Source organism: Mycobacteroides immunogenum, from assembly GCF_001605725.1.
GTDB classification, from domain to species: domain Bacteria; phylum Actinomycetota; class Actinomycetes; order Mycobacteriales; family Mycobacteriaceae; genus Mycobacterium; species Mycobacterium immunogenum.
This window is the reverse complement of the sequence record NZ_CP011530.1, coordinates 2682683-2702781: the sequence shown is the minus strand read 5'-3', so window position 1 is coordinate 2702781 and position 20099 is coordinate 2682683. Positions and strand designations below refer to the sequence as shown.

Annotated in this window: 24 protein-coding genes; 10 read left to right on the top strand and 14 right to left on the bottom strand. The window is 63.6% G+C overall.

Features of this window, described 5'->3' with window-relative positions:
- Entirely contained in the window at nt 1-1482 is a 1482-nt protein-coding gene (locus tag ABG82_RS13230; RefSeq protein ID WP_043080020.1) for a flavin-containing monooxygenase, read from the top strand.
- Between the two features lie 5 nt (nt 1483-1487).
- Here the strand turns inward: ABG82_RS13230 and ABG82_RS13225 are convergent, their stop codons facing one another.
- Nucleotides 1488-2186, bottom strand: coding sequence for a (2Fe-2S)-binding protein (locus ABG82_RS13225; protein ID WP_043080021.1), 699 nt, complete (start codon nt 2184-2186; stop codon nt 1488-1490).
- A 111-nt stretch (nt 2187-2297) separates the two neighbouring features.
- Between ABG82_RS13225 and ABG82_RS13220 the strand changes: the two genes are divergently transcribed.
- Nucleotides 2298-2744 carry an SRPBCC family protein gene (locus ABG82_RS13220; protein WP_043080022.1) on the top strand — a complete coding sequence of 149 codons (447 nt, stop codon included), beginning with the start codon at nt 2298-2300 and terminating at the stop codon, nt 2742-2744.
- A 26-nt stretch (nt 2745-2770) separates the two neighbouring features.
- Here ABG82_RS13220 and ripD read toward each other — a convergent pair whose 3' ends face one another.
- Entirely contained in the window at nt 2771-3334 is a 564-nt protein-coding gene (gene ripD / locus ABG82_RS13215) for an NlpC/P60 family peptidoglycan-binding protein RipD (protein WP_043080023.1), read from the bottom strand.
- 243 nt (nt 3335-3577) lie between these two features.
- On the opposite strand from ripD, the gene ABG82_RS13205 reads away from it, so the two are divergent.
- The 4 genes from ABG82_RS13205 to katG all read left to right on the top strand — a co-directional run bounded on the left by ABG82_RS13205 (nt 3578) and on the right by katG (nt 7654).
- Nucleotides 3578-4243, top strand: coding sequence for a GNAT family N-acetyltransferase (locus tag ABG82_RS13205; protein WP_043080024.1), 666 nt, complete (start codon nt 3578-3580; stop codon nt 4241-4243).
- Between the two features lie 171 nt (nt 4244-4414).
- A complete protein-coding gene (locus ABG82_RS13200; RefSeq protein WP_043080035.1) occupies nt 4415-4822 on the top strand; it encodes a MarR family winged helix-turn-helix transcriptional regulator in 408 nt (135 codons plus the stop codon).
- Nucleotides 4823-4942: 120 nt separating this feature from the next.
- Nucleotides 4943-5401, top strand: coding sequence for a Fur family transcriptional regulator (locus tag ABG82_RS13195; RefSeq protein ID WP_043080025.1), 459 nt, complete (start codon nt 4943-4945; stop codon nt 5399-5401).
- Between the two features lie 36 nt (nt 5402-5437).
- Nucleotides 5438-7654, top strand: a complete 2217-nt coding sequence (katG, locus tag ABG82_RS13190) for a catalase/peroxidase HPI (protein WP_043080026.1) — start codon at nt 5438-5440, stop codon at nt 7652-7654.
- Between the two features lie 70 nt (nt 7655-7724).
- Here the strand turns inward: katG and ABG82_RS13185 are convergent, their stop codons facing one another.
- The 6 genes from ABG82_RS13185 to ABG82_RS13160 all read right to left on the bottom strand — a co-directional run bounded on the left by ABG82_RS13185 (nt 7725) and on the right by ABG82_RS13160 (nt 12883).
- Nucleotides 7725-8015, bottom strand: coding sequence for a barstar family protein (locus tag ABG82_RS13185; protein WP_043080027.1), 291 nt, complete (start codon nt 8013-8015; stop codon nt 7725-7727).
- A complete protein-coding gene (locus tag ABG82_RS13180) occupies nt 8012-8413 on the bottom strand; it encodes a ribonuclease domain-containing protein (protein WP_043080028.1) in 402 nt (133 codons plus the stop codon). Before ABG82_RS13180 ends, ABG82_RS13185 begins: the two co-directional genes overlap by 4 nt.
- A gap of 36 nt (nt 8414-8449) precedes the next feature.
- Nucleotides 8450-10030, bottom strand: a complete 1581-nt coding sequence (gene qcrB, locus ABG82_RS13175; protein WP_054173197.1) for a cytochrome bc1 complex cytochrome b subunit — start codon at nt 10028-10030, stop codon at nt 8450-8452.
- A 78-nt stretch (nt 10031-10108) separates the two neighbouring features.
- Nucleotides 10109-10753: a hypothetical protein gene (locus ABG82_RS13170; protein WP_234708054.1), complete on the bottom strand. Its 645-nt coding sequence runs from the start codon at nt 10751-10753 to the stop codon at nt 10109-10111.
- A gap of 62 nt (nt 10754-10815) precedes the next feature.
- Nucleotides 10816-11535: a TetR/AcrR family transcriptional regulator gene (locus ABG82_RS27725; RefSeq protein WP_234708055.1), complete on the bottom strand. Its 720-nt coding sequence runs from the start codon at nt 11533-11535 to the stop codon at nt 10816-10818.
- A gap of 10 nt (nt 11536-11545) precedes the next feature.
- Nucleotides 11546-12883 (bottom strand): cytochrome P450, encoded by a 1338-nt coding sequence (locus ABG82_RS13160; protein WP_043079004.1) that lies wholly within the window; start codon nt 12881-12883, stop codon nt 11546-11548.
- A gap of 173 nt (nt 12884-13056) precedes the next feature.
- On the opposite strand from ABG82_RS13160, the gene ABG82_RS13155 reads away from it, so the two are divergent.
- Nucleotides 13057-13719, top strand: a complete 663-nt coding sequence (locus ABG82_RS13155) for a TetR/AcrR family transcriptional regulator (RefSeq protein WP_043078930.1) — start codon at nt 13057-13059, stop codon at nt 13717-13719.
- The gene (locus ABG82_RS13150) at nt 13716-14366 is read left to right on the top strand and encodes an enoyl-CoA hydratase-related protein (RefSeq protein WP_043078931.1); all 651 of its coding nucleotides are present in this window, start codon (nt 13716-13718) and stop codon (nt 14364-14366) included. Before ABG82_RS13155 ends, ABG82_RS13150 begins: the two co-directional genes overlap by 4 nt.
- Before the next feature lies 1 nt (nt 14367).
- Here the strand turns inward: ABG82_RS13150 and ABG82_RS27720 are convergent, their stop codons facing one another.
- From ABG82_RS27720 to ABG82_RS13120, 6 genes are read right to left on the bottom strand one after another with little or no spacing between them, the layout of a single operon-like run.
- Nucleotides 14368-14619 carry a hypothetical protein gene (locus ABG82_RS27720; protein WP_054416781.1) on the bottom strand — a complete coding sequence of 84 codons (252 nt, stop codon included), beginning with the start codon at nt 14617-14619 and terminating at the stop codon, nt 14368-14370.
- Nucleotides 14620-14660: 41 nt separating this feature from the next.
- Nucleotides 14661-15476, bottom strand: a complete 816-nt coding sequence (locus ABG82_RS13140) for an ABC transporter permease (protein WP_043078933.1) — start codon at nt 15474-15476, stop codon at nt 14661-14663.
- A complete protein-coding gene (locus ABG82_RS13135) occupies nt 15473-16642 on the bottom strand; it encodes an ABC transporter substrate-binding protein (protein WP_043078934.1) in 1170 nt (389 codons plus the stop codon). The genes ABG82_RS13140 and ABG82_RS13135 overlap by 4 nt, the downstream gene beginning before the upstream one ends.
- Complete coding sequence (locus ABG82_RS13130; RefSeq protein ID WP_043078935.1) at nt 16639-17367, bottom strand: ABC transporter ATP-binding protein; 729 nt, start codon at nt 17365-17367, stop codon at nt 16639-16641. Before ABG82_RS13130 ends, ABG82_RS13135 begins: the two co-directional genes overlap by 4 nt.
- Entirely contained in the window at nt 17343-18392 is a 1050-nt protein-coding gene (locus ABG82_RS13125) for an acyl-CoA dehydrogenase family protein (RefSeq protein WP_043078936.1), read from the bottom strand. Before ABG82_RS13125 ends, ABG82_RS13130 begins: the two co-directional genes overlap by 25 nt.
- Nucleotides 18389-18919, bottom strand: a complete 531-nt coding sequence (locus ABG82_RS13120; RefSeq protein ID WP_043078937.1) for a DUF4242 domain-containing protein — start codon at nt 18917-18919, stop codon at nt 18389-18391. Before ABG82_RS13120 ends, ABG82_RS13125 begins: the two co-directional genes overlap by 4 nt.
- A 101-nt stretch (nt 18920-19020) precedes the next feature.
- Between ABG82_RS13120 and ABG82_RS13115 the strand changes: the two genes are divergently transcribed.
- Both ABG82_RS13115 and ABG82_RS13110 read left to right on the top strand, forming a co-directional pair.
- The gene (locus ABG82_RS13115; protein ID WP_043078938.1) at nt 19021-19608 is read left to right on the top strand and encodes a TetR/AcrR family transcriptional regulator; all 588 of its coding nucleotides are present in this window, start codon (nt 19021-19023) and stop codon (nt 19606-19608) included.
- Between the two features lie 28 nt (nt 19609-19636).
- On the top strand, nt 19637-20092 hold the full coding sequence (locus ABG82_RS13110; RefSeq protein WP_407661873.1) for an SRPBCC family protein: 456 nt from the start codon (nt 19637-19639) through the stop codon (nt 20090-20092).
- Nucleotides 20093-20099 lie beyond the last annotated feature (7 nt).

Below are 20099 nucleotides of genomic sequence, written 5' to 3'. Positions count from 1 at the left end.
ATGACAACGCAGTTTGATGCCGTCATCGTCGGGGCCGGTTTCGGCGGCATGGGGGCGGCAATCCAGCTCAAGGAGCTGGGCCTGACCAATCTGGCGATCCTGGATCGCGAGGATGATCTTGGCGGTACGTGGCACGTCAACCACTACCCCGGCCTGGCGGTCGACATCCCGTCGGCAACGTACTCGTACTCGTTTGAGCCCAACCCCTACTGGTCCCGGCTGTTCGCGCCGGGCTCGGAGCTGAAGCAGTACGCCAGCCACGTGGCCGACAAGCACGACCTGCGCAAGTACATGCGTTTCAACACCCCGGTGTCGGGCGCCCGCTGGGATGAGGAACATCAGCACTGGGTGGTCGCCACCGAATCCGGCGACACCGTCACCGGCAAGTACCTGCTCACGGCCACCGGATACCTCTCGCAGCCGAAGATGCCCGATATCGAAGGCATCGAGTCGTTCGCGGGCAAGGTCATCCACACCACCAAGTGGGACAACAGCTATCGAGCCGCCGGCCACCGGATCGGCCTGATCGGCACCGGCGCCACCGCCGTTCAGCTCATCCCCGAGCTGGCCAAGGACGCACAGCACCTGACGGTGTATCAGCGCACGCCGATCTGGGTGGTACCGAAGGCCGATGCGAAGGTCCCCGGCGTGATCAAGAAGCTCTTCGCCCGGGTACCCCGCACCCAGAAGATTGCCCGGACCGTCGGTTCGGCGATCCTCGAAGTGATCATGGTGGGTGGTGTGCTGCATTTCCGCCAGTTCCGGCAGGCCAACAACGGGGCTTCGCTGCTGGCCAAGGCGCATCTGTTCGCGCAGGTGCGCGATCCGGAACTGCGCCGCAAGCTCACGCCCGACTACGATTTCGGCTGCAAGCGGCCCACCTTCTCGAACACGTACTTCCGCGCGTTCACCAAGAAGAACGTCAGCCTAGAGACGGCATCGATCGCACGCATCGAGCCCGACGGCATCGTCACCACCGATGGGCGCAAGACGGTCATCGACACGCTGGTGCTAGCGACCGGATTCAACCTGTGGGAGTCAACCTTCCCGGCATTCGAGGTGATCGGCCGCGAGGACTACAACCTCGGGAAATTCTGGCGCGACACCAGGTTCCAGGCTTTTGAAGGCATCGCGGTGCCCAAGTTCCCGAACCTGCTGACACTCAATGGGCCGTATTCCTACAGCGGACTGTCCTACTTCGACACCATCGAGTCGCAGATGCGGCACATCAAGCGGCTGTTCGAAGAGATGGCCCGGACCAGCACACAAACCTTCGAGGTGACCGACGAGGCCAATACCGAATTCCTGGACCGAATGACCCGCAACCTGGACAACTCGGTGTTCTACCTGGGCAGCTGCCAGACGTCGAGAAGCTACTACTTCAATCAGCACGGAGAAGCCGCGCTGCTACGCCCCACCTCGACGGCCAGCGCGTACAAAGAGCAGGAGTCCTTCCCGCTGGAGGCCTACCAGCTGGCCTAGCAGGTTCAGTCGGTCATCGGCTCCAGAACGCAGTCACCGCATACCGCCGAGCGATCGTCGGTGAGCTGGTAGATGAGGCAACAGCTGCGCCGGCGAAAGGCCGGCCCGGCCCGCAACGCTCCGCCATCGACACGCACGTCGCGCAGATAGCTGTTCGCGGCCTCATGAGCGGCGTCGCTCAGGTCGGGCCGTGCCGCGCCGATAAGCCGGGCCGCGCTGTTGGCGGACGATCCGACGTTTCCCCACAGCACACGGTCACTTACCCCGGTCTCGTCGAGCACACACTGTGTCACCGATTCCACGGCAGACCCGAGGCCGTTGTCCCCAGCTTCTCGTTCGCCGACTTGCTGCTGCAGTACGGATAGCGGAAACGGGCCGCCCAATTGATCCTGCCACCACACGTCGTTCAGTTTTAGCGAGATGCGCGGGCCACCGGTCACTACGGCGGCAATGGTCGGCGCGATGACACGCGCGATCACGCCGAGATGGGTGACCGAGGCCGCAACTCGCAGATCGACCCCGTCCGGGCTTTTCGCGACACGGTCGGCGAGATTGCGCCGGACAGCCTCGATCCGATCCCGTAGCGCGCCCGACCCATCGGCCAGGTCCGACAAGAACCGCCACGGAGGTTCGGGCTTCTCCCCCGCGACATGTGTCTGGACGGTGAAGAAGGGGCCGAAGGCTGACTGGTCCACCGCGCTCACAGGCCGATGATGCCACCAGCACGATCAAGATCACGCGCGGGCGGGGCATTCGGATTAGGTTGTTGTGCGTCGGCTCGCTTGGTGGGTGGTGCGCACGAAAGGTGTATTTGGGTGACGGAGCAGGTTGGGGACCTCACGACTGTCAAGTTCGATCATCACTACCCTTATCCGGCTCACCGGGTCTGGTCGATCCTTGTCTCACCGCATCTATTCGGGCAGTGGATCAAAGATTTCGAGACTGCGAGATATGAGACTGGACTTACCTTTTCGTTCAGCGTCTTCCCGTTCATGGGAAGCGGTTTCGTGGGCGAGATCGACGGTAGCTTCACCAAGGTGGTCGACGATGAGCTGTTGGCATACCGGATGACAACCCGGGACGGGTCGATCTCCATCGACTCGTGCTGGACGCTGAATCCAGATCCGAGGGGCACCCGGCTGATGGTCGATGCCACCGGTTTCCAGCCTGCCGACACCGATCAGATGCGGTTCCGGCAGTTGTGCCTTGTCGGATGGCCCGCGGTGCTGGACCGGATTGACGAGCTTCTGCGCGAACGCTGACCGCGCAGAAGCCCGACAGTCGGCGATCAGTCGATCACACGCACCAGGTACGGGGCCATGTCGTTGAAGCGAACCTGCGAGACCTGCACGGCGGGTTCAGACGCCTCCAGCATCAGGTTGTTTCCCAGGAACATGGTCACGCTCTGTGTCCCGTCGGGTCCGTAGAAGATGAGATCACCCGGAAGGGCCTGCGCCGGAAGGATTTTGCGACCAACGTTGTACTGGTCACCGGACCGGCGAGGCAGCTTCACGCCGGCGGCCGCATACGAGTACACCATCAGGCCCGAGGCGTCGAATCCCGGAACCTTCGGAGTGGGTGCGGCGACCGGGGCGGGGATCAGCCCGAGCAGGCTCGTCGTCGCATCGGCCGAGGCCGGCGCGGCGGGCGAGGTGTCGGTACTGGTGGTGGGGCCGTCGGTGTTGCCTCCGCCATAGGTATAGGGCACGCCACGTTGCGCGAGTCCCCTCGCGATCACCGCGTTGATGACCTGCTGTCTATCCACAGGGCTCCGCGGGACATCAGCGGACGCCAACCCGGGGGTGGCGAGCAATAGGGCGATGCCGACCATGGCGGCGAGGGTGCGTTTCATTCGATTGTCGCTTCTCTCCGGCCGCGGATTCTCTGACTCCCGGGTGGTTCCTTCCGGCCGGCGATGACCACCAAGATCATTTGTACCGCCGCCCGCTCGCAGATCCCAATTGGGTTCTGCGACATGGCCAATGAGTTGTCGTACCGTGACCGAACGGTGACACTGCGCGCCCGCGCGAATTAGTCAACCTTTGTACTCAACGTTTCCTGAGCGCCACTGGCCCACCCGCCGTAGGCTGGCGCCATGACCGATCACGATCGCCTTGCCACCCGTCGCGAGATTGCCGATGCACTCACGAGTGCGTTCGAACGGCGTCACGAAGTGCTTGACCTGATTGTGGAAGCCGATGACCGAAAGAGCGCCATCGAGGCGATCGCCACCCTGCTGGGCACGTCGCACTTGGGCGGCGAAGCGGTCATGGGCATGTCATTCGACAAGCTGACCAAGGATGAGCGCCGCAAGAACGCCGTAGAGCTTGAAGACCTCAACAGCCAGCTCACTTTCACACTCATGGAGCGCCCCGCGAGCTCGGGAGACAGCCTGGAGCTGCGCCCATTCTCCGGCAGCACCGATGCCGACATCTTCGCGGCGCGCACCGAAGAGGTAGGCGAGGCCGGTGATGGATCTCGCGCACCGGCGGGCGTTCTAGAAGATGAGTTGCGGGCGGCGCTGGCCCGTATCGACGATGAAGAAGCGGCCTGGTTCGTCGCGGTGGAAGGGCCCAGCAAGGTGGGCATGGTCTTCGGTGAGCTGATCGACGGCGAGGTCAACGTCCGGATCTGGGTTCACCCAGATCATCGGAAGAAGGGTTACGGCACAGCGGCTTTGCGCAAATCGCGATCAGTGATGGCGGCCTACTTCCCCGCGGTCCCCATGGTGGTGCGGGCTCCCGGCGCTCAGCCGTCCTGATCCCCTAGGGGCCGCACACCCATCAAGGGTGTTGATCAATGTGCTTGATGCACTGATGAATTGGCGCGAGCCGGCAGGCGACACGCCACTGTCCCACGCCACTGAGGACAGTGGAACATCGGTGAAGTCCGCTACTGTAAGCGCAGTATGAGCACATACGAGGAATCTCCCATGGGCATCCTGGTGTCTCAGATCTACCGACTGCTGTGGTCACGAGCCTCGGTGATCGTGCGCGACTTCGGGGTAACCGTTCCACAAATGGAATGCCTGGCCGTACTGTCCGCGCAGCCAGGGATATCCAACGTGGAGATTGCCGCGGAGCTTCGCATCACCCCGCAAGCGGTAAGCCTGGTTCAGCGTTCACTCGAAGAGGCAGGCCTGGTCCATCGTTCACGCCGACAAGCCGACGCCAGGGTGCTGACCACCGAGTTGACCGCCAAGGGCCGGAAGCTCTTCGAGCGTGCCGACGCGACGCTGCGCGAGGACGACGAAGAAGTTCTCGCAAACATGACAGAGCGGGATCGCGTCCAGCTGCGCCGACTGCTCGGCGGCGTCATAGAAACGATGTCGGCGAGGTAATCGCCGCCCATTGGCGCCCCCTTTCGGGCACTTCCCGCAGGTCGGGCGCATCTTCCCTGCCCGATCAACTGTTTTTCGCATTTCCTGGATTCATTCCAGATAATTGGGCATACTGGCCGCATGGCCTTCACATCGGATGAGTACGCGGCGCTGCTGCGCACGGCCGATCTGCGCGTGACCCGGCCCCGGGTCGCCGTGCTGGAAGCCGTGGAAGCGAACCCGCACGCCGATACCGAGACAGTTTTCGGTGTCGTCAGGACAGGGCTGCCCGAGGTGTCGCGCCAGGCCGTTTACGACGTCCTGGCAGCACTGACCTCCGCAGGCCTGATACGCAAGATTCAGCCTTCCGGCTCCGTCGCACGGTACGAATCGCGGGTCGGCGACAACCACCACCACGCGGTATGCCGCTCCTGCGGCGTCATCTCAGACGTCGACTGCGCAGTCGGTGCCGCCCCCTGCCTCACCCCATCGGATCACAACGGCTTCATCCTCGAAGAGGCGGAAGTCATCTACTGGGGCCTATGCCCCGACTGCGCTTCCCGGGAAGCCGCATCGCGAATTTCGGGATCACACACGTGATCACAGCCCACATCACCCCCTCCCGAAAGGAATGTTGTGTCTCAAGAACACCCTCCCATTGCAGAGGCGAACTCCGAACCTTCGAACGGTTGCCCGGTCGCGGGCGGTCGTCTCAACTACCCCGTCGAGGGTGGTAATGCCAATCGCGAATGGTGGCCCACCCAGCTCAACCTACAAATCCTGAAGAAGAACCCGCCCGCCGCCAACCCGCTGGGCGAGGACTTCGACTACGCCAAGGCTGTCCAGACGATCGATGTCGACGAGCTCAAGGCCGATGTCGCCAGGGTGCTCACCGACTCGCAGGACTGGTGGCCTGCCGACTTCGGTAATTACGGGCCGATGTTCATCCGCATGGCCTGGCACGCCGCCGGCACCTACCGGGTCGGCGATGGCCGGGGCGGCGCAGGCGCCGGCATGCAGCGCTTCGCACCGCTGAACAGCTGGCCCGACAACGTGCTGCTGGACCGCGCACGCCGCCTGCTGTGGCCCGTCAAGAAGAAGTACGGAAACACACTCTCGTGGGCCGACCTCATCGTCTTCGCGGGCAACCATGCCATGGATACCATGGGGTTCAAGACCTTTGGCTTCGCGTTTGGGCGCGAGGACCGCTGGGAGCCCGAGCAGGACGTCTACTGGGGCCCCGAGCACACCTGGCTGGGCGATGAGCGCTACACAGGAGATCGTGACCTGGAAAACCCGCTCGCCGCGGTACAGATGGGTCTGATCTACGTCAATCCTGAAGGCCCGAACGGCAACCCGGATCCGCTGGCCGCAGCGATCGACATTCGCGAAACCTTCGGCCGGATGGCGATGAACGACGAGGAAACCGCGGCACTGATCGTGGGCGGTCACACCTTCGGCAAGACGCATGGCGCGGGCGACGCAGGGCTGGTCGGCCCCGATCCCGAAGCCGCACCGCTGGAGCAGATGGGCATCGGCTGGAAGAGCTCGTTCGGTTCCGGCAAGGGCAATGACGCGATCGGAAGTGGGCTCGAGGTCATCTGGACCCACACCCCGACCAAGTGGGACAACAGCTTCCTGGAGATTCTGTACGGCAATGAGTGGGAGCTGACGAAGAGCCCCGCCGGAGCACACCAGTGGAAGCCGAAGGACGGCGGCTGGGCCAATTCGGTACCGATGGCTCAGGGCGCCGGCAAGACGCACCCGTCCATGCTCACCACCGACCTCTCGATGCGCTTCGATCCGATCTACGCCGAGATCACCAGGCGCTGGCTCGATCATCCCGAGGAACTCGCCGACGCGTACGCAAAGGCTTGGTACAAGCTGATCCACCGTGACCTGGGACCGCTCTCCCGCTACCTCGGTCCGCTGGTGCCCGAGCAGACCCTGCTGTGGCAGGACGTCGTCCCCGCCTCGGAAACCAATATCGGGGCAGAGGACATCGCCGAGCTCAAGAAGCAGATCCTGGCCTCTGGACTCACCGTGCCGCAGCTTGTTTCGACCACGTGGAAGGCTGCCGCGTCGTACCGCAACAGTGACAAGCGCGGCGGCGCCAACGGTGGGCGTATTCGCTTGCAGCCGCAGGCGGGCTGGGAGTCCAACGAGCCCGACGAACTTGCCCAGGTGATCCGCACCCTGGAGGGCATCCAGGAGTCGTTCAACGCCGGTGGCAAGAAGGTCTCGTTCGCCGATCTGGTCGTACTCGGTGGCGCTGCCGCCGTCGAGAAGGCGGCCAAGGATGCCGGGTTCGACATCACCGTTCCGTTCACACCCGGTCGGGGCGACTCCACGCAGGAACAGACCGATGTGGATTCGTTCTCCTACCTGGAACCGACCGCCGACGGCTTCCGCAACTACCTCGGTAAGGGAGCGCAGATTCCGGCTGAGTACAAGCTCATCGACAAGGCCAACTTGCTGGCGCTGTCACCGCCGGAGCTGGCTGTCCTGGTCGGTGGACTGCGCGTGCTCGGCGCGAACTACCAGGGCTCCGAACTCGGGGTGCTCACCGATAAGCCCGGAACATTGACCAACGACTTCTTTGTCAATCTGGTCGATATGGGCACCCAGTGGACGCCGTCGTCTGCCGACGACGGCACGTATGTGGGAACGGATCGTGCCACCGGGGCGGCGAAATGGACTGCCAGCCGAGTCGACCTGGTGTTCGGCGCGAACTCCGAACTGCGGGCTCTGGCAGAGGTCTACGCGCAGGACGACGCCAAGGAGAAGTTCGTCAAGGACTTCGTAGCGGCCTGGGTCAAGGTTTCGGACGCGGACCGCTTCGACGTGAAGTAGCCATTCGAGTGCGAGCCTGACGCGAGTTTCAGACCGAATTCTCGCGTCGGGCTCGCATTCGATTCGGGGGCTAGGACTCCGATGCCGGCTGTGCCGTCAGCGCGACCCCGGCCTCTTCGAAGATCTCCTCGATGGTCGCCCAGTCCTTCTTCCCCACGGCCGACTTGATGCGGACGGCATCGCGCAGCACAAATCGGAATGGTTCATCTTCGGGAGTACCGAATCCCCCGCGCAGGCAGTCGACGAGGGCGTCGAGATTGCTGCCGAAGTAGCCGCCGGGCCCGTTGACCGCACGTCCGAGTTCGGTGAAGAAGTCTGCCCGGGTGCGAACACGAGAGCCATCGACAACGTAGGTCTTCATGCGCCTTCCACCTCACAGAATGACTCGTAGTGATCGCCCGTGTAGTAGACGTGTGGCGGATCGTTCAGCGGGTTGCCGCCGGTGATGATGCGCCGCGTGCCCCGCGTCTTGCTGCCCGGCGTGCGGACCGTGTACTCGTGGTAGTAGCCACGAGGCTCCGACGGCAGCACCCTCTCGCGATTCTGGAAAACGACGCCGTCATTGCGCGGGTACGGGAACGGCCCGCCGGCATGAATGAGGTCCACGGTTCCGGTGGCCTCTGATGGAAGCTCCGAAAGGTTGCACTGGGCGATGGTGGCACGTGCCGGCGAAGGCTCCGTGCAACCGATGAGTGCCAGCGCAAGGAGCGCAGTACCCACCACACGCAAACGCTGCGACATGACTCGACGGTACTGCATGCCGGTTGCCTAGAAGACCGACCGATGCGGCTGCGGCTATCTTGCCCGCAGTGCGGCACATTCCGCCCGCGCGGCGGCATCGTCGGCTTCGGCCAGTGCGTGTTGTTCTTCGGTGGGGTCGGCGAACAGGAACGAGCCGGTACCGGGTGCGCCGGCGGAGCCCAGCTTGTTCATGCGCTGGGGCACCGGTGCGCCCTGGTATTCCAGCGGGATCGCGTGGCCGTGCTCATCGACACCGGCCAGCGGCTGGTGGATTTCGATGTACTCGCCGTGCGGCAGACGCTTGATGATGCCGGTCTCGATGCCGTGCTCCAGGACCGCGCGGTCGCTGCGCTGCAGGCCGATGGCCCACCGGTAGGCGATGTAGTAGACCACCGCGGGCAAGATGACCATGCCGATACGGCCGATCCACGTGGTCGCGTTCAGCGAGATGTGGAACTTCAGCGCGATGATGTCGTTCATGCACGACAGCGTCAGCAAGAAGTAGAGCGAAAAGGCCGATGCCCCAATGGCTGTGCGCACCGGGGCGTCACGCGGACGCTGCAGCAGATTGTGGTGAGCGTCGTCACCGGTGAAGCGCCTCTCCAGACAGGGCCAGGCGATGATCACCGCGAATGCCGCCATGATGCCCAGCACTCCCCGCAGCACCGCGGGCACGGTGTGGCCGAGTATGTACAGTTCCCAATTCGGGACGAGCCGCAGCAGGCCGTCGGTCCACATCAGGTAGATGTCCGGCGGCGACCCAGCCGCCACCTGAGATGGCTTGTACGGGCCAAGATTCCAGACCGGATTGATCTGCAACAGACCGCCCATCAACGCCAGGATGGCCGTCACGAGTGCGAAGAGAGCACCGGATTTCAGCGCGAACACCGGAACTATCCGTACCCCAACGACATTCGATTCGGCGCGGCGCGGACCCGGAAATTGGGTGTGCTTCTGATACCAGACAAGAGCAAGGTGCACGGCGATAAGCGCGATCATGATGGCGGGAACGAGAAGCACGTGCAGGGCGTAAAGCCTTGGCAAGATGATGTTCCCGGGAAAATCGCCCCCGAACAGAGCCCAGTGCAGCCAGGTGCCGATGATCGGCAGCGACATCATGCCCTGGGTAACCACCCGAAGCCCCGTTCCGGATAGCAAGTCATCGGGCAACGAATAGCCCGCGAATCCCTCTGCCATGGCAAGAATCAGCAGCACCGAGCCGATGGCCCAGTTGGCCTCGCGCGGACGACGGAATGCCCCCGTAAAGAAGATACGCGCCAGGTGCACCACGATCGAGGCGGCGAACATCAGCGCCGCCCAGTGATGGATCTGGCGCACAAACAGCCCGCCACGCACCTCGAAGCTGATGTTCAGGGTCGCCTCGTATGCCTTGGACATCGGCGTGCCACGTAACGGTTGGTACACGCCGTTGTAGGTGACCTCGGCCATCGAGGGGTCAAAGAAGAGCGCCAGGTAGATACCCGAGATCAGCAGCACCACAAAGCTATACAGCGCGATCTCGCCCAGCAGAAACGACCAATGCGCCGGGAAGACCTTGTTCAGCTGTCTTCGCAGCCCCGATGACGCGTGATAGCGCGAATCGACCGCACCTGCAAGCTTCGTTGCTTGACCCATAGCTGCTCCCTAGGGAAGAGACTTTGTGCCTACTACGAAGGGTAGTACGTAATTACTACCTGCGGTAGTACCCGTCGCTCATTGCTGTGTCGGAATCTTTTCCAATGTCAGCTGCTGTCGGACGTACCAGCCAGGAAGGGCCCCGTACCAGAGGCTCCAAGCGATCATGGGTCCACCGATCGCAACGACACCGCTGGCGGCGTTGAAGGGGCCGGACACCGTGAACAGTCCGCCTGCGGCGCATAGGTTTCCCGCTACAGCGATCGCGGCGATGACCACCAAGTACGTGGGGAACATTTTGGTGGCCCGCTGTAGCGCGATGATGGCGACAAAATAGGCCATTCCGGCGAATGCTACGGGCGCGGCGATCACGAACCCCGCCACGTGAAGCACGTAGAGCGCTTCATCGCCGATCCGGTCGGCCAGGAGATGCGCTGTGGCCCATACCCCAATCTCCACATTGAACACGGTCATGAACATCAGCTCGGCACCGAAGGTGATCCAGGTGTACGGCCCTATCCCCTCGGCGCGCCGTATCACGGCGGTCAGCCAGCCGAGCGACCAGATCTGTCCGAAGAAGAACACCGTCAACGCCACGAGGCCGAGTAGCACCCACGCAGACCAGTGGTTGTAGAAGGTGCGTATCTGTCCGCGAGCGGAGGCGTCGGGAAATACCGACAGCGCCAGGAATGTCGCCGCTATCACCAGCGCCGCTCCGGTCATGCCTGCCGCATCGACAAGGCGGGAATTCCTCTGGAGTAGTGCTGTGTAGCGACTGGACACCGTTATCCCTTCGGGGGTGGATTCTGTTCTGGATGGTTTGGAATTGCGATGAGGCGTACAACCTCGGTCAGATCCGACGTGAGCGCGGCGAGATCGCCGGGTTGATGGTCGGCAAGGAATTCAGTGATCAGCTCGATACTCGCCGCGACGATCAGGTGACAGTGTCTGCTGGTCAGTGGCGGAAGATGGGGGTCGGTCAGACGGCGCAATTCCTGCATGCCGGGAGTGATCGCCGCGACGAACTCGTCGATCGCGGCGTTGCGACGGGTCCGTACCCGTGGGCCAGCGCCCACCGCCTCCAGATAGAACATGCGAGTCGCAGATCCATTGGCAGCCATGGTCTCCAGCAGCGTGGCAATCGAACGTGACACTTGTTCGATGTTTCCGGCGGGCCGCTGACTCGTTGTCGCGCTCAGTCCGATCTTCTTCAGCAGCGCGCCCAGCGTCTGGTACGTGTCGAGAAAGACCGCCTCCTTGCTGGGGTACAACTCGTAGAAGGTCTTGCGGGATACGCCGGCTCTCTGCGCGATGTGCAGAACGGTGGTGGCGGCATACCCGGTGTCGGCAAAGAGTTCTATGGCAGCCGCCGAGATCCTGGCGCGCTGCGCTTGCAGCACATCCTCACGGGAAAGTTGGTGACGGTGCCGCGGCAGGCGCTGCGCTGCTCCCCCCGCCAGGAGGTCCAGAACCTGCGCCGATGCCTTGGGGATCATGTCGTCCATCCCGCCGACATTAGATGGCCGACGCTCGCTCGTGCGGCGCAAAGGGACGGTAATAGACCCGTGTTCCATGACGCGGTACCAGTACCACGGAGCGGCGCACCGGTTTTTCCGGCCTCTTTGCCGCAGCCCGAAACTCGCCGCTACGCAAGATCGTATGCAATACAGTTTGCAGTTCGAGCATCGAAAAACTTGCTCCGAGGCAACGTTTGATCCCGCCGCCGAACGGCAACCAGGCGTATGTCTGCGGCCGCGCGTCCAAGAAACGCTCGGGTAGGAATCGTTCCGGATCTGGATAGATGCCCGGATCGTGGTTGATCGCGTTGATGTGCACAACGATCCGCGTGCCGGGCGCGACGGTGCAGCCGGCGAGGCGGAACGGGGCCGCGGTGTAGCGGCCGGTGAAGGGCACCGGGGGGCGCAGCCGTAGTGTCTCGTTGATGACCGCCGTGGTGTAGCCGTGCTCACCGGTCCGGGCTTCGGCGCTCACGCGATCCAGCGCTTCGGGGCGGTGTAGCAGTAGATCCACAACCCAGGCGAGCGTGGTAGCTGTGGTTTCATGCCCGGCCAACATCAAGGTTATCAAGTCATCGCGGATTTCATTGTCGGACAGGCCTTCTCCGTGATAATCGACCGCGCGCATCAGGATGGAGAGGATATCGCGCCGCTCTCCCAGGTGTGGATCGAAGCGACGTTCGGTGATCAGCGACCGCACTGTGTGGTCGATATCGCGATTGATCCTGGATAGCCGCGGCCACCAGCGCAACGCACCCAGCTGCCGCATGGCGTAGCGAAGTGTCACCTGTTCGGACACGCCGAGTTCCAGCAGGCGTTCGAACGGGGCCCCGAGGCGACGGACATCGTCGGGTTCAGAGACGCCAAAGACTACCTTGACGATTACATCAAGCATCAGATGTCTTGCCGCATTCAGCATCTGGAAGGGTCGATCCGTGGGCCATGACGAGATGGCAGAGGTCGTGGCACGTTCGATCACTGGTAGGTACGAATCCAGCGCCCGTCCGTGAAGCGGCGGTGTCAACAGTTTCCGCCGACGAAGATGTTCGGGCTCTTCTTGGACGAACATCGAACCCGCGCCGTAAATCGCCGCAGCAGGTCCCACGCCCTCGCCGCCCAGCAGGATATCTGGCGCGGCGGTGAGGACCTCCTTAGCCAACACCGGGTCGGACACTATCGCCAGGTCTCCGAATCCCGGCATCGTCGCCCGCATGACGGGTCCGAAATGACGGAGAGTCGGCAAGAGTAGTCGCTCGCCGCCAAGTAGGTATCCCATGCCGTAGAGCGCTCCGCACGCGGCGCCCAGCACTCGCCCCGGCGTAGGGAGGCCGGGCATGGGTGCAGTCGCGACCGCTGATGAGTCGTTCTCTACATCCAGTGTCACGGAGCGTCCTGACGTCGATTAATAATGAGAAACAATCTGTATTTCTCTCAAGAGAGTACACACTGTTTCTCTGTAAGCAAGTCGTCGGCGCGGTAACAGAGCAGTTGCTCTGTTATCCTTCCCGTGTGCCTCGCCCGCGTATCCATTCCGTCGGCGATCTGCTCGATGCCACCGAGCGCATCGCGGTGGAAGACGGTCCGGCGGCAGTGACGGTTCGAGCGGTGTCCCAGGTAACGGGTATCTCCAATGGCGCCATCTACCACGCCTTCGGATCTCGCGGGGGGATGGTTGGGCAGGCCTGGTTGCGCGCTGCGCAAAGATTTCTCGATATGCAACGCGACGCCGTGGACGGCGCGCTGTCGGTGAGCGGGCCCGTTGAAACCGCTGCGGTGAACGCCGTGGTCGCCGCGGCCGATACTCCCGTGTCCTTCGCGGAACGCTTCCCTGAATCGTCTCGATTGGTCCTGCGCGTGCGGCGCGAGGATCTTCTCGGATCTGATGTGCCGCAGGGAGTTTCTGATGCCATGGCGGGTATCGACTCCCGGTTGGTCGCTCTGTTCGTCCGGCTGTCGCGAGCGCTGTGGGGCCGCGAGGACGGACGGGCGGTGCAGGTCATCGAGGATTGCATCGTGGGATTGCCCAGCGGTCTGCTACTGCGCGGGCGCCGCCCGCCCGACACGGCCACCCGCGCACGTCTGGCGGCTGCGGTACGCGCCATTCTCGCCCTCGATCCACCCCCGATGAGCCCAAAAAGCAAGGCCACCACCACGAAAGGAAACGCGTCATGACTCCCACCCTCGAATTTCAGGACACCATCGCGGTTCTGAATCTCGGCACCGACGAGAACCGCTTCTCCCCCGACTGGCTGGATACCGTCGACGGTCTGCTCGACGCCGCGCTGACGCAAGCACAGGCGTTGGTGACCGTGGCATCCGGAAAGTTCTATTCGAACGGGCTGGATCTGGATTGGCTCATGACCCATGCTGATCGCGCCGATTGGTATGTAGCGCGTGTGCAAGCCCTACTCAGCCGGCTGCTCACCTTCGGCCTGCCGACCGTGGCCGCGATCAACGGCCATGCGTTTGGGGCTGGTGCGATGCTTGCTGTTGCCCACGACTACCGGGTGATGCGGTCCGACCGGGGATACCTGTGCTTCCCCGAGGTCGATATCAACATCCCGTTCACGCCAGGAATGGCCAGCCTCATCCAGTCCAAGGTGGCTCCACAGACGGCGGTCACCGCCATGACTACCGGGCACCGCTACGGAGCAGAAGCCGCCGTAGCGGCCGGGCTGGCCGATCGGGCCGCCACTGAACACGAAGTGCTGAGCGCCGCAGTCGATCTGGCGAGGCCTCTGGTGGGCAAGGACAGCGGGACGCTCGGTGCCATCAAGGCGACCATGTTCTCCGCGACCGCAGCGGCGCTGGCGGCCTGACTTACTGAGGCGGGATCACCGGCGGGCGGCACACGTTGCCCACCGGGTCCCACCACCAACCGTTCTCACAGTTCAGGGGCGTCGTCGATACCGGTGGCCGACAGATGTTGGCGGCTGGATCCCACCATCCACCTGGGCAATTGGGCACGATCGGGTCGGCGGCGCCGATCGCGGGCGACATGCCGGAGAGCGCGGTGATCGGCATCAACGTCGCGGCCGCTGTCATGAGCAGACGGCGGGTAATCAAGTTCATGCGAACCACCTCCGGTATCGGGTAACGCGGTTCGGGTGAGCCTACCCGCCACCCGGTACGCGTAACCCCGGCGCCAGCAGCCTTCTCGCCGCCACATCCAGAGCGTATCCGAGCGCCCCTATCACCACGATGACCGCTACCACCTGGTCGTAGGCCAGCTGGTCGCGTGCGTTGAGTATCTGATAGCCCAAACCTGATCGCACACCCAGCATTTCAGCAGGAACAAGGACAACCCAGGCGATACCCAGGGCGATACGTACACCGGTCTGGATGTGGCTGCGTATCCCCGGAAGAAGCACCGAGGTGAGGACCTCGAATCGGGTGGCATGAAACGACCGCGCCACATCCAGGTACCCGGGTTCGATGGCGTGAATGCCCGCCGTGGTGTTGATGAGGATCGGCCATACCGCCGCCGCGGCGATGAGAAAAATGACCGGCTGGTTCCCGATGCCGAAGACAGCCACCGCGATGGGCGTCCAGGAAAGCGGTGAGATCATCCTGAGAAACTGGATGAGGGGACGTGCGGCACGCTCAGCGGTGGCGCTCACCCCCAGTAACAAACCCAGCGGGACGCCGATCACAGCGGCCAGCGATAGCCCGATCAACAATCGCCACAGACTGACTCCCGCATCCTGCAGCAATACCCCGCGATTCAACAGATCGATCGCGGCGGGCCACACCTTGTCCGGGCCTGTCTGCCGCAAGAGCGAATGTGGTTGGCTGAGCACTGCGCTAGCCAGCCACCACAGCACGATACTCGTCGCGATGGCCAGTCCGGGCGCCAATAACTTGTTCAACAGTAGGGACTTTCGCGGCGCCGGCGTGCTGGTGGCGGTGACAGGGGGCACGATGCTCATAACGTCTGTATCTGTTCTGTTCGAGTGAAGCCGGGCGTGATGCCGAAGGCCTCCGGTCCCCCGTACGCGGCAATCGCACTGCGCACAAAGGTGTCGTCGACCAGATCGTCGTGCACTCGCGCCGGATCGAGCCGATCCAGGAACCCGCGATCACCGTCGACAACCGTCTCGTGCATCGACTCAACCAATCGCTGGGTGAAGCTCCGATAGGGAAATGGCTGATATCCCACACGTTGCGGCAGCCAATCCGGGTGATGCAACGGATACGGCAGATTCGGGTAGGTCAGCGCCGTCTGGACCGCGGGTACGGGTTGCGGCAGATACTTGCCACCACCGAGCGCGGCCGCCGCCAGCTTTCTGTCGGCGGTAATCCGGAGCTGGGCGGTGACCACCGCATCGGTAACACCCTGCACTGCCGGGGCGTAGCTTTCGATCACATCCTCGCGGGTGACCAAGACGCAGCACGCGTGGTCACGCCACACATCGCCGAGAAATGTATGAATCCGCCCGATCTTCTTGATCTGTGCGATGGCGTTGAAAGGATCAGCCACGACATAGCCACCGATCGATTGATTCGCCAGCGCCGGAACCATATCGGAAGGACTCATGACCACCAGCTCGACCGTGCGCCGGGCACGCGAGGCGGCGCTGCGGATGACCGGCCGCAACCCATGATCGCGCAACAGTTCTTGCAACACGATGTTGTGAATCGACCACCAGAACGGAATGGCCACCTGAGTACCCGCGAGGTCTTCAAGGTGCTCGATGTCCGGGGCCACAGTGAGTGCCGATCCGTTGGTGTGATTCCAGCCAAGCACCCGAACACCGTGGCCCAGCACCTGCCGCAGCTGAATGGCCATGGGCATCAGCAGATGCGCGATGTCGATCTGCCGCGCCAGGAACGCCTCCGCCAGCGCGGCCCAACTGCGGAACAACACCGGTTTCGCGGCACTGACGGTGCCTGCCGGGTACAGCCCAGCGGAATGTGCGAGCAACAGTGGCGCCGCGTCGGTGATCGGCAGATACCCGATTCGCAGTCGCCCGGTGGCATTCGTGGCATCGGAGCCGGCGGCACGAATCAGCCCGGCGGCGCCGAAAAGACCTGCTGCGGCAGTTATCCCCGCCGCACCCGCCAGAACTGTACGACGCGGCGTGTCCCCGTTCACCGGAGCACGGCTTCGATCGGCTGATACTGGGCAAGGATCTGCCGGCGTATTTCGGGCCTGTCCCCCGGCGCATCGTCCGTGAGCACCCACTCCTGACGGATCGTCCCGTCGTCTCCGAGCAGCATCACCCGGTGGGCAAGGGACAACGCCTCATCGACGTCATGGGTTACCAGGACAACGGTGACCGCCAACTCATCGGCCAGCTTCGCCAGCCAGGCTTGCAGATCGGCGCGCGTCACGGGATCGAGCGCGCTGAACGGTTCGTCCAGTAACAGCAGCGCCGGCCGGGTCGCCGCAGCACGGAGAATCGCGACACGCTGAGCCTGCCCACCTGACAATTGGTCCGGATATCGGCCCGAAAGCTGTTGGAGCCCGAAATGGCTGACCAGGTCGCACACGTGCGCGTCATCGAAAGCCGCGCGGTGCGCCGCGAACCGCCCGGCGAAGGCGATGTTCTGCGCAACTGTCAGCCACGGCATCAGCAGGGCGTCCTGGAATACGACGCCGGTTCTCGGCCGTCCGCCGTGCGAGGCCCACACGATGTCTCCGGCGTCCAACTCGTCCAGTCCCGCCAGCACGCGCAACAGGGTGGATTTCCCGCTGCCACTGGGACCGAGAATCGCCAAGAATTCGCCGAAGGCCACCCGAACGTCGATATCGCGGAATGCCGTGGTCGACCCGAACCGCTTGGTGCCGTGAGTTATTCGTACTGCGTCAGTTCCCACCGCAGCTGTCCTTCCGAGGGTGACTGGATAGGGAGAAAGGCGGCCTCGCGGAACCGACGGTTGGCCGCGGTGCCCAGCGCGTACCCGGTGCCACCGGCCAAGGTGAACTCGAGCCGGGACGCCCGACCGGCCAACTCGGCCGCGTCGAGCCGCAATCTCAGCAGCTCCGCGACGCTCGGCGTCCCAGGAGCGGCCGCGTAGCGGTAAAGACGTTCTCGGAGCCCGTGGTATTGCTGGGCGAGCTCATCGAGTTCGGCGCCGAACTGATCGGCGAGTACCCCACGCGCGGATCGCGCTCCCCGTAGCGCCGTGCCGCTGACTCCAGAGCAAAAGGCTGTCTGAAGCAACAGGAAAGCCGGCCGGATGCGCGTCACAAACCCGGGCAGGTCGGTACTGAGCACGTTCTCATGGGGAACCCGGACATTGTCCAGCCGCAGCGCCGTCGACCCGGTAGCCGTCAGCGCCATCAGGTTGGGGGGCCGCTCGATGCACACCCCGTGCGCACCGACATCAATAGCGGCCACGTAGGTGGCGCCGTCCGCCCCGAGTGCCGGCAGCACCATCAGCGCGTTCGGGAAGACGTTGGAGGCCCATCGGATCGGACCGGTGATACGCAGCCCATCGGGATGCTTCGAGGCCCGTAGCGGAACCTCCCCCAAGCCCGCGACCTGTTTGAGGCCGGCCGCCATGGCGGTGACTCCGGGGCGCTGTCCGAGAATCAGCCCGGGCAGATGCGCGGAACGGAAGACCTCAGGAGCCAGACTCACATACTCGATGGTCATGCGGTGTGCCCAGGCCGAGAAGCCCACGGCCAGGCTGCCGGTAGCGACGCTCTCGATGACCCGCACCATCGGCGCGAGATCCGCACCGGCGATACCGGCATCGAACAATCCGTGCGCGCCCAGCGCCGCGATGTCCATCCGTACGTCGGTCTGATCAGTGTCGAGAGCGGCCGCGCGCGCAGTCACCTCATCGACGACGCGTTCCAGCGCATCGTCGATGTTCCGGGCCACTGCCGCCGTCATAGCGAGATTTCCCCGAGCCCATGCAATCTGTCGACGGGAGTATCCACAGCCTTACGCGCCCGCAGCACCGCATCCTCGTCAGGAGCATCGTAGAAGCACAGGCACTTGTCCATGTCCTCACGGACATACGTACGCAGAAAACTCACCTCGGGAACATCGGCATACTTGGGCGCCTTGGCCCTCTTGCGCGCCAGGTACGTCTCCATATCCAGATCCGCGGGCAGATCCCATTCCACCAGGTAGCCCGCTGCCGGGCGCACAGACTTCAGTTGGTCTAGGTCGGCACCCACCAGGCGCACCCGGTGCGGGCCCGAGACCGTCTCGACACCAAGGGAAGCCGCGTCCCACGGCACTGCGTCCCCACTGAACTCGGCGATGACGAAGATTCTCCGGGCAGCACGTGTCACCTGGGCTTCGATGAGCTCACCACCGTCTCGGTGAATGCGCGCGTCGATCTCCTTCAGGAGCTGCGTGGCGTCGGGCTTCTCCACGGGGGCAACAGCGATCTCATACAGGTGCAGCGGCACGGCACATTCCTAACTTCGGTGGACGACTTCTGTGCGACAACGTGACAGTTACATGGACAGACCGGTCTGTCTATGACCGCGGACTGAGCTACCCTGCTCTCATGAGCCCAGCCACATCGCCTGCTGCCGCCGATGCCGCACAGACGGCACGTGTGCTCGGACCTGCCGATCGGCTCCTTCGAACTGCCGCAGATCTCTTTGCGACGCAGGGCATTCGGGCGGTCGGGATAGATCAGATCTTGAGCGAGGCCGGAGTTGCCAAGGCCAGTCTGTACAGCAGCTACGGATCCAAGAACGCGCTCATCGTGGCCTACCTCGAAGAATTGGATCAGCGTGATCGCAACCGATGGAATGCGGCGGCCGCGACTCATCGGGATCCCATCACGAAGCTCCTGACATTCTTCGATCTGGCTGCCGCCGGTGCAGCGGCCAAGAACTTCCGTGGCTGCCTGTATGTCAATGCCGCGACCGAATTCCCCGATCAAGAGTGGGAACCGGTGCGTGACCATCGAGCGTGGTTTCGCGCCACCGTGGCGACGCTGTTGCGCGAGGCCGGCTTGTCCCGCCCGGACGCCCTGGCCCGGCAGGTGCAACTGCTCTACGACGGCGCGCTGACCGCCTCAAAGGTCGAGAAGTCCGTCGCCCCGATCGCCCTAGCGCGCAGGCTGACTCGCCAATTGATCGGCTAGACGTCGACACTCTGGTTGGATGGACCGTATGGCTGAAGATGATGGCAGAGTGGTGTCCGCGAGCCGTGAGGTGCAGGCGCCCGCTGCGGCAATATTCGAGCTCATCGCAGATCCGGCGCGACAGCACGAATGGGACGGCAACGAGAACCTCGCCGCGGCCGCCACCGGGCAACGAGCCCACGCGGTGGGAGATGTATTCGTGATGACCCTGACCACCGGCGCCGATCGCGAAAACCACATCGTCGAGTTCGAAGAGGGGCGCCTGATCGCATGGTTGCCGTCGGAAGTGGGCAAGCGCCCGCCCGGTCATCTGTGGCGGTGGGAGCTACAGCCGCTTGACGACGGGCAGACCCGGCTGACCCACACTTACGACTGGACGAACCTCACCGATGAGAAGAGGCTGGTCCGTGCGCGCAGCACCACATCGGATCGGCTACAAGCCTCGGTGGACAGACTCGCGGCGTTGGCAGAGTCTGGCGAATAGCGGCCAG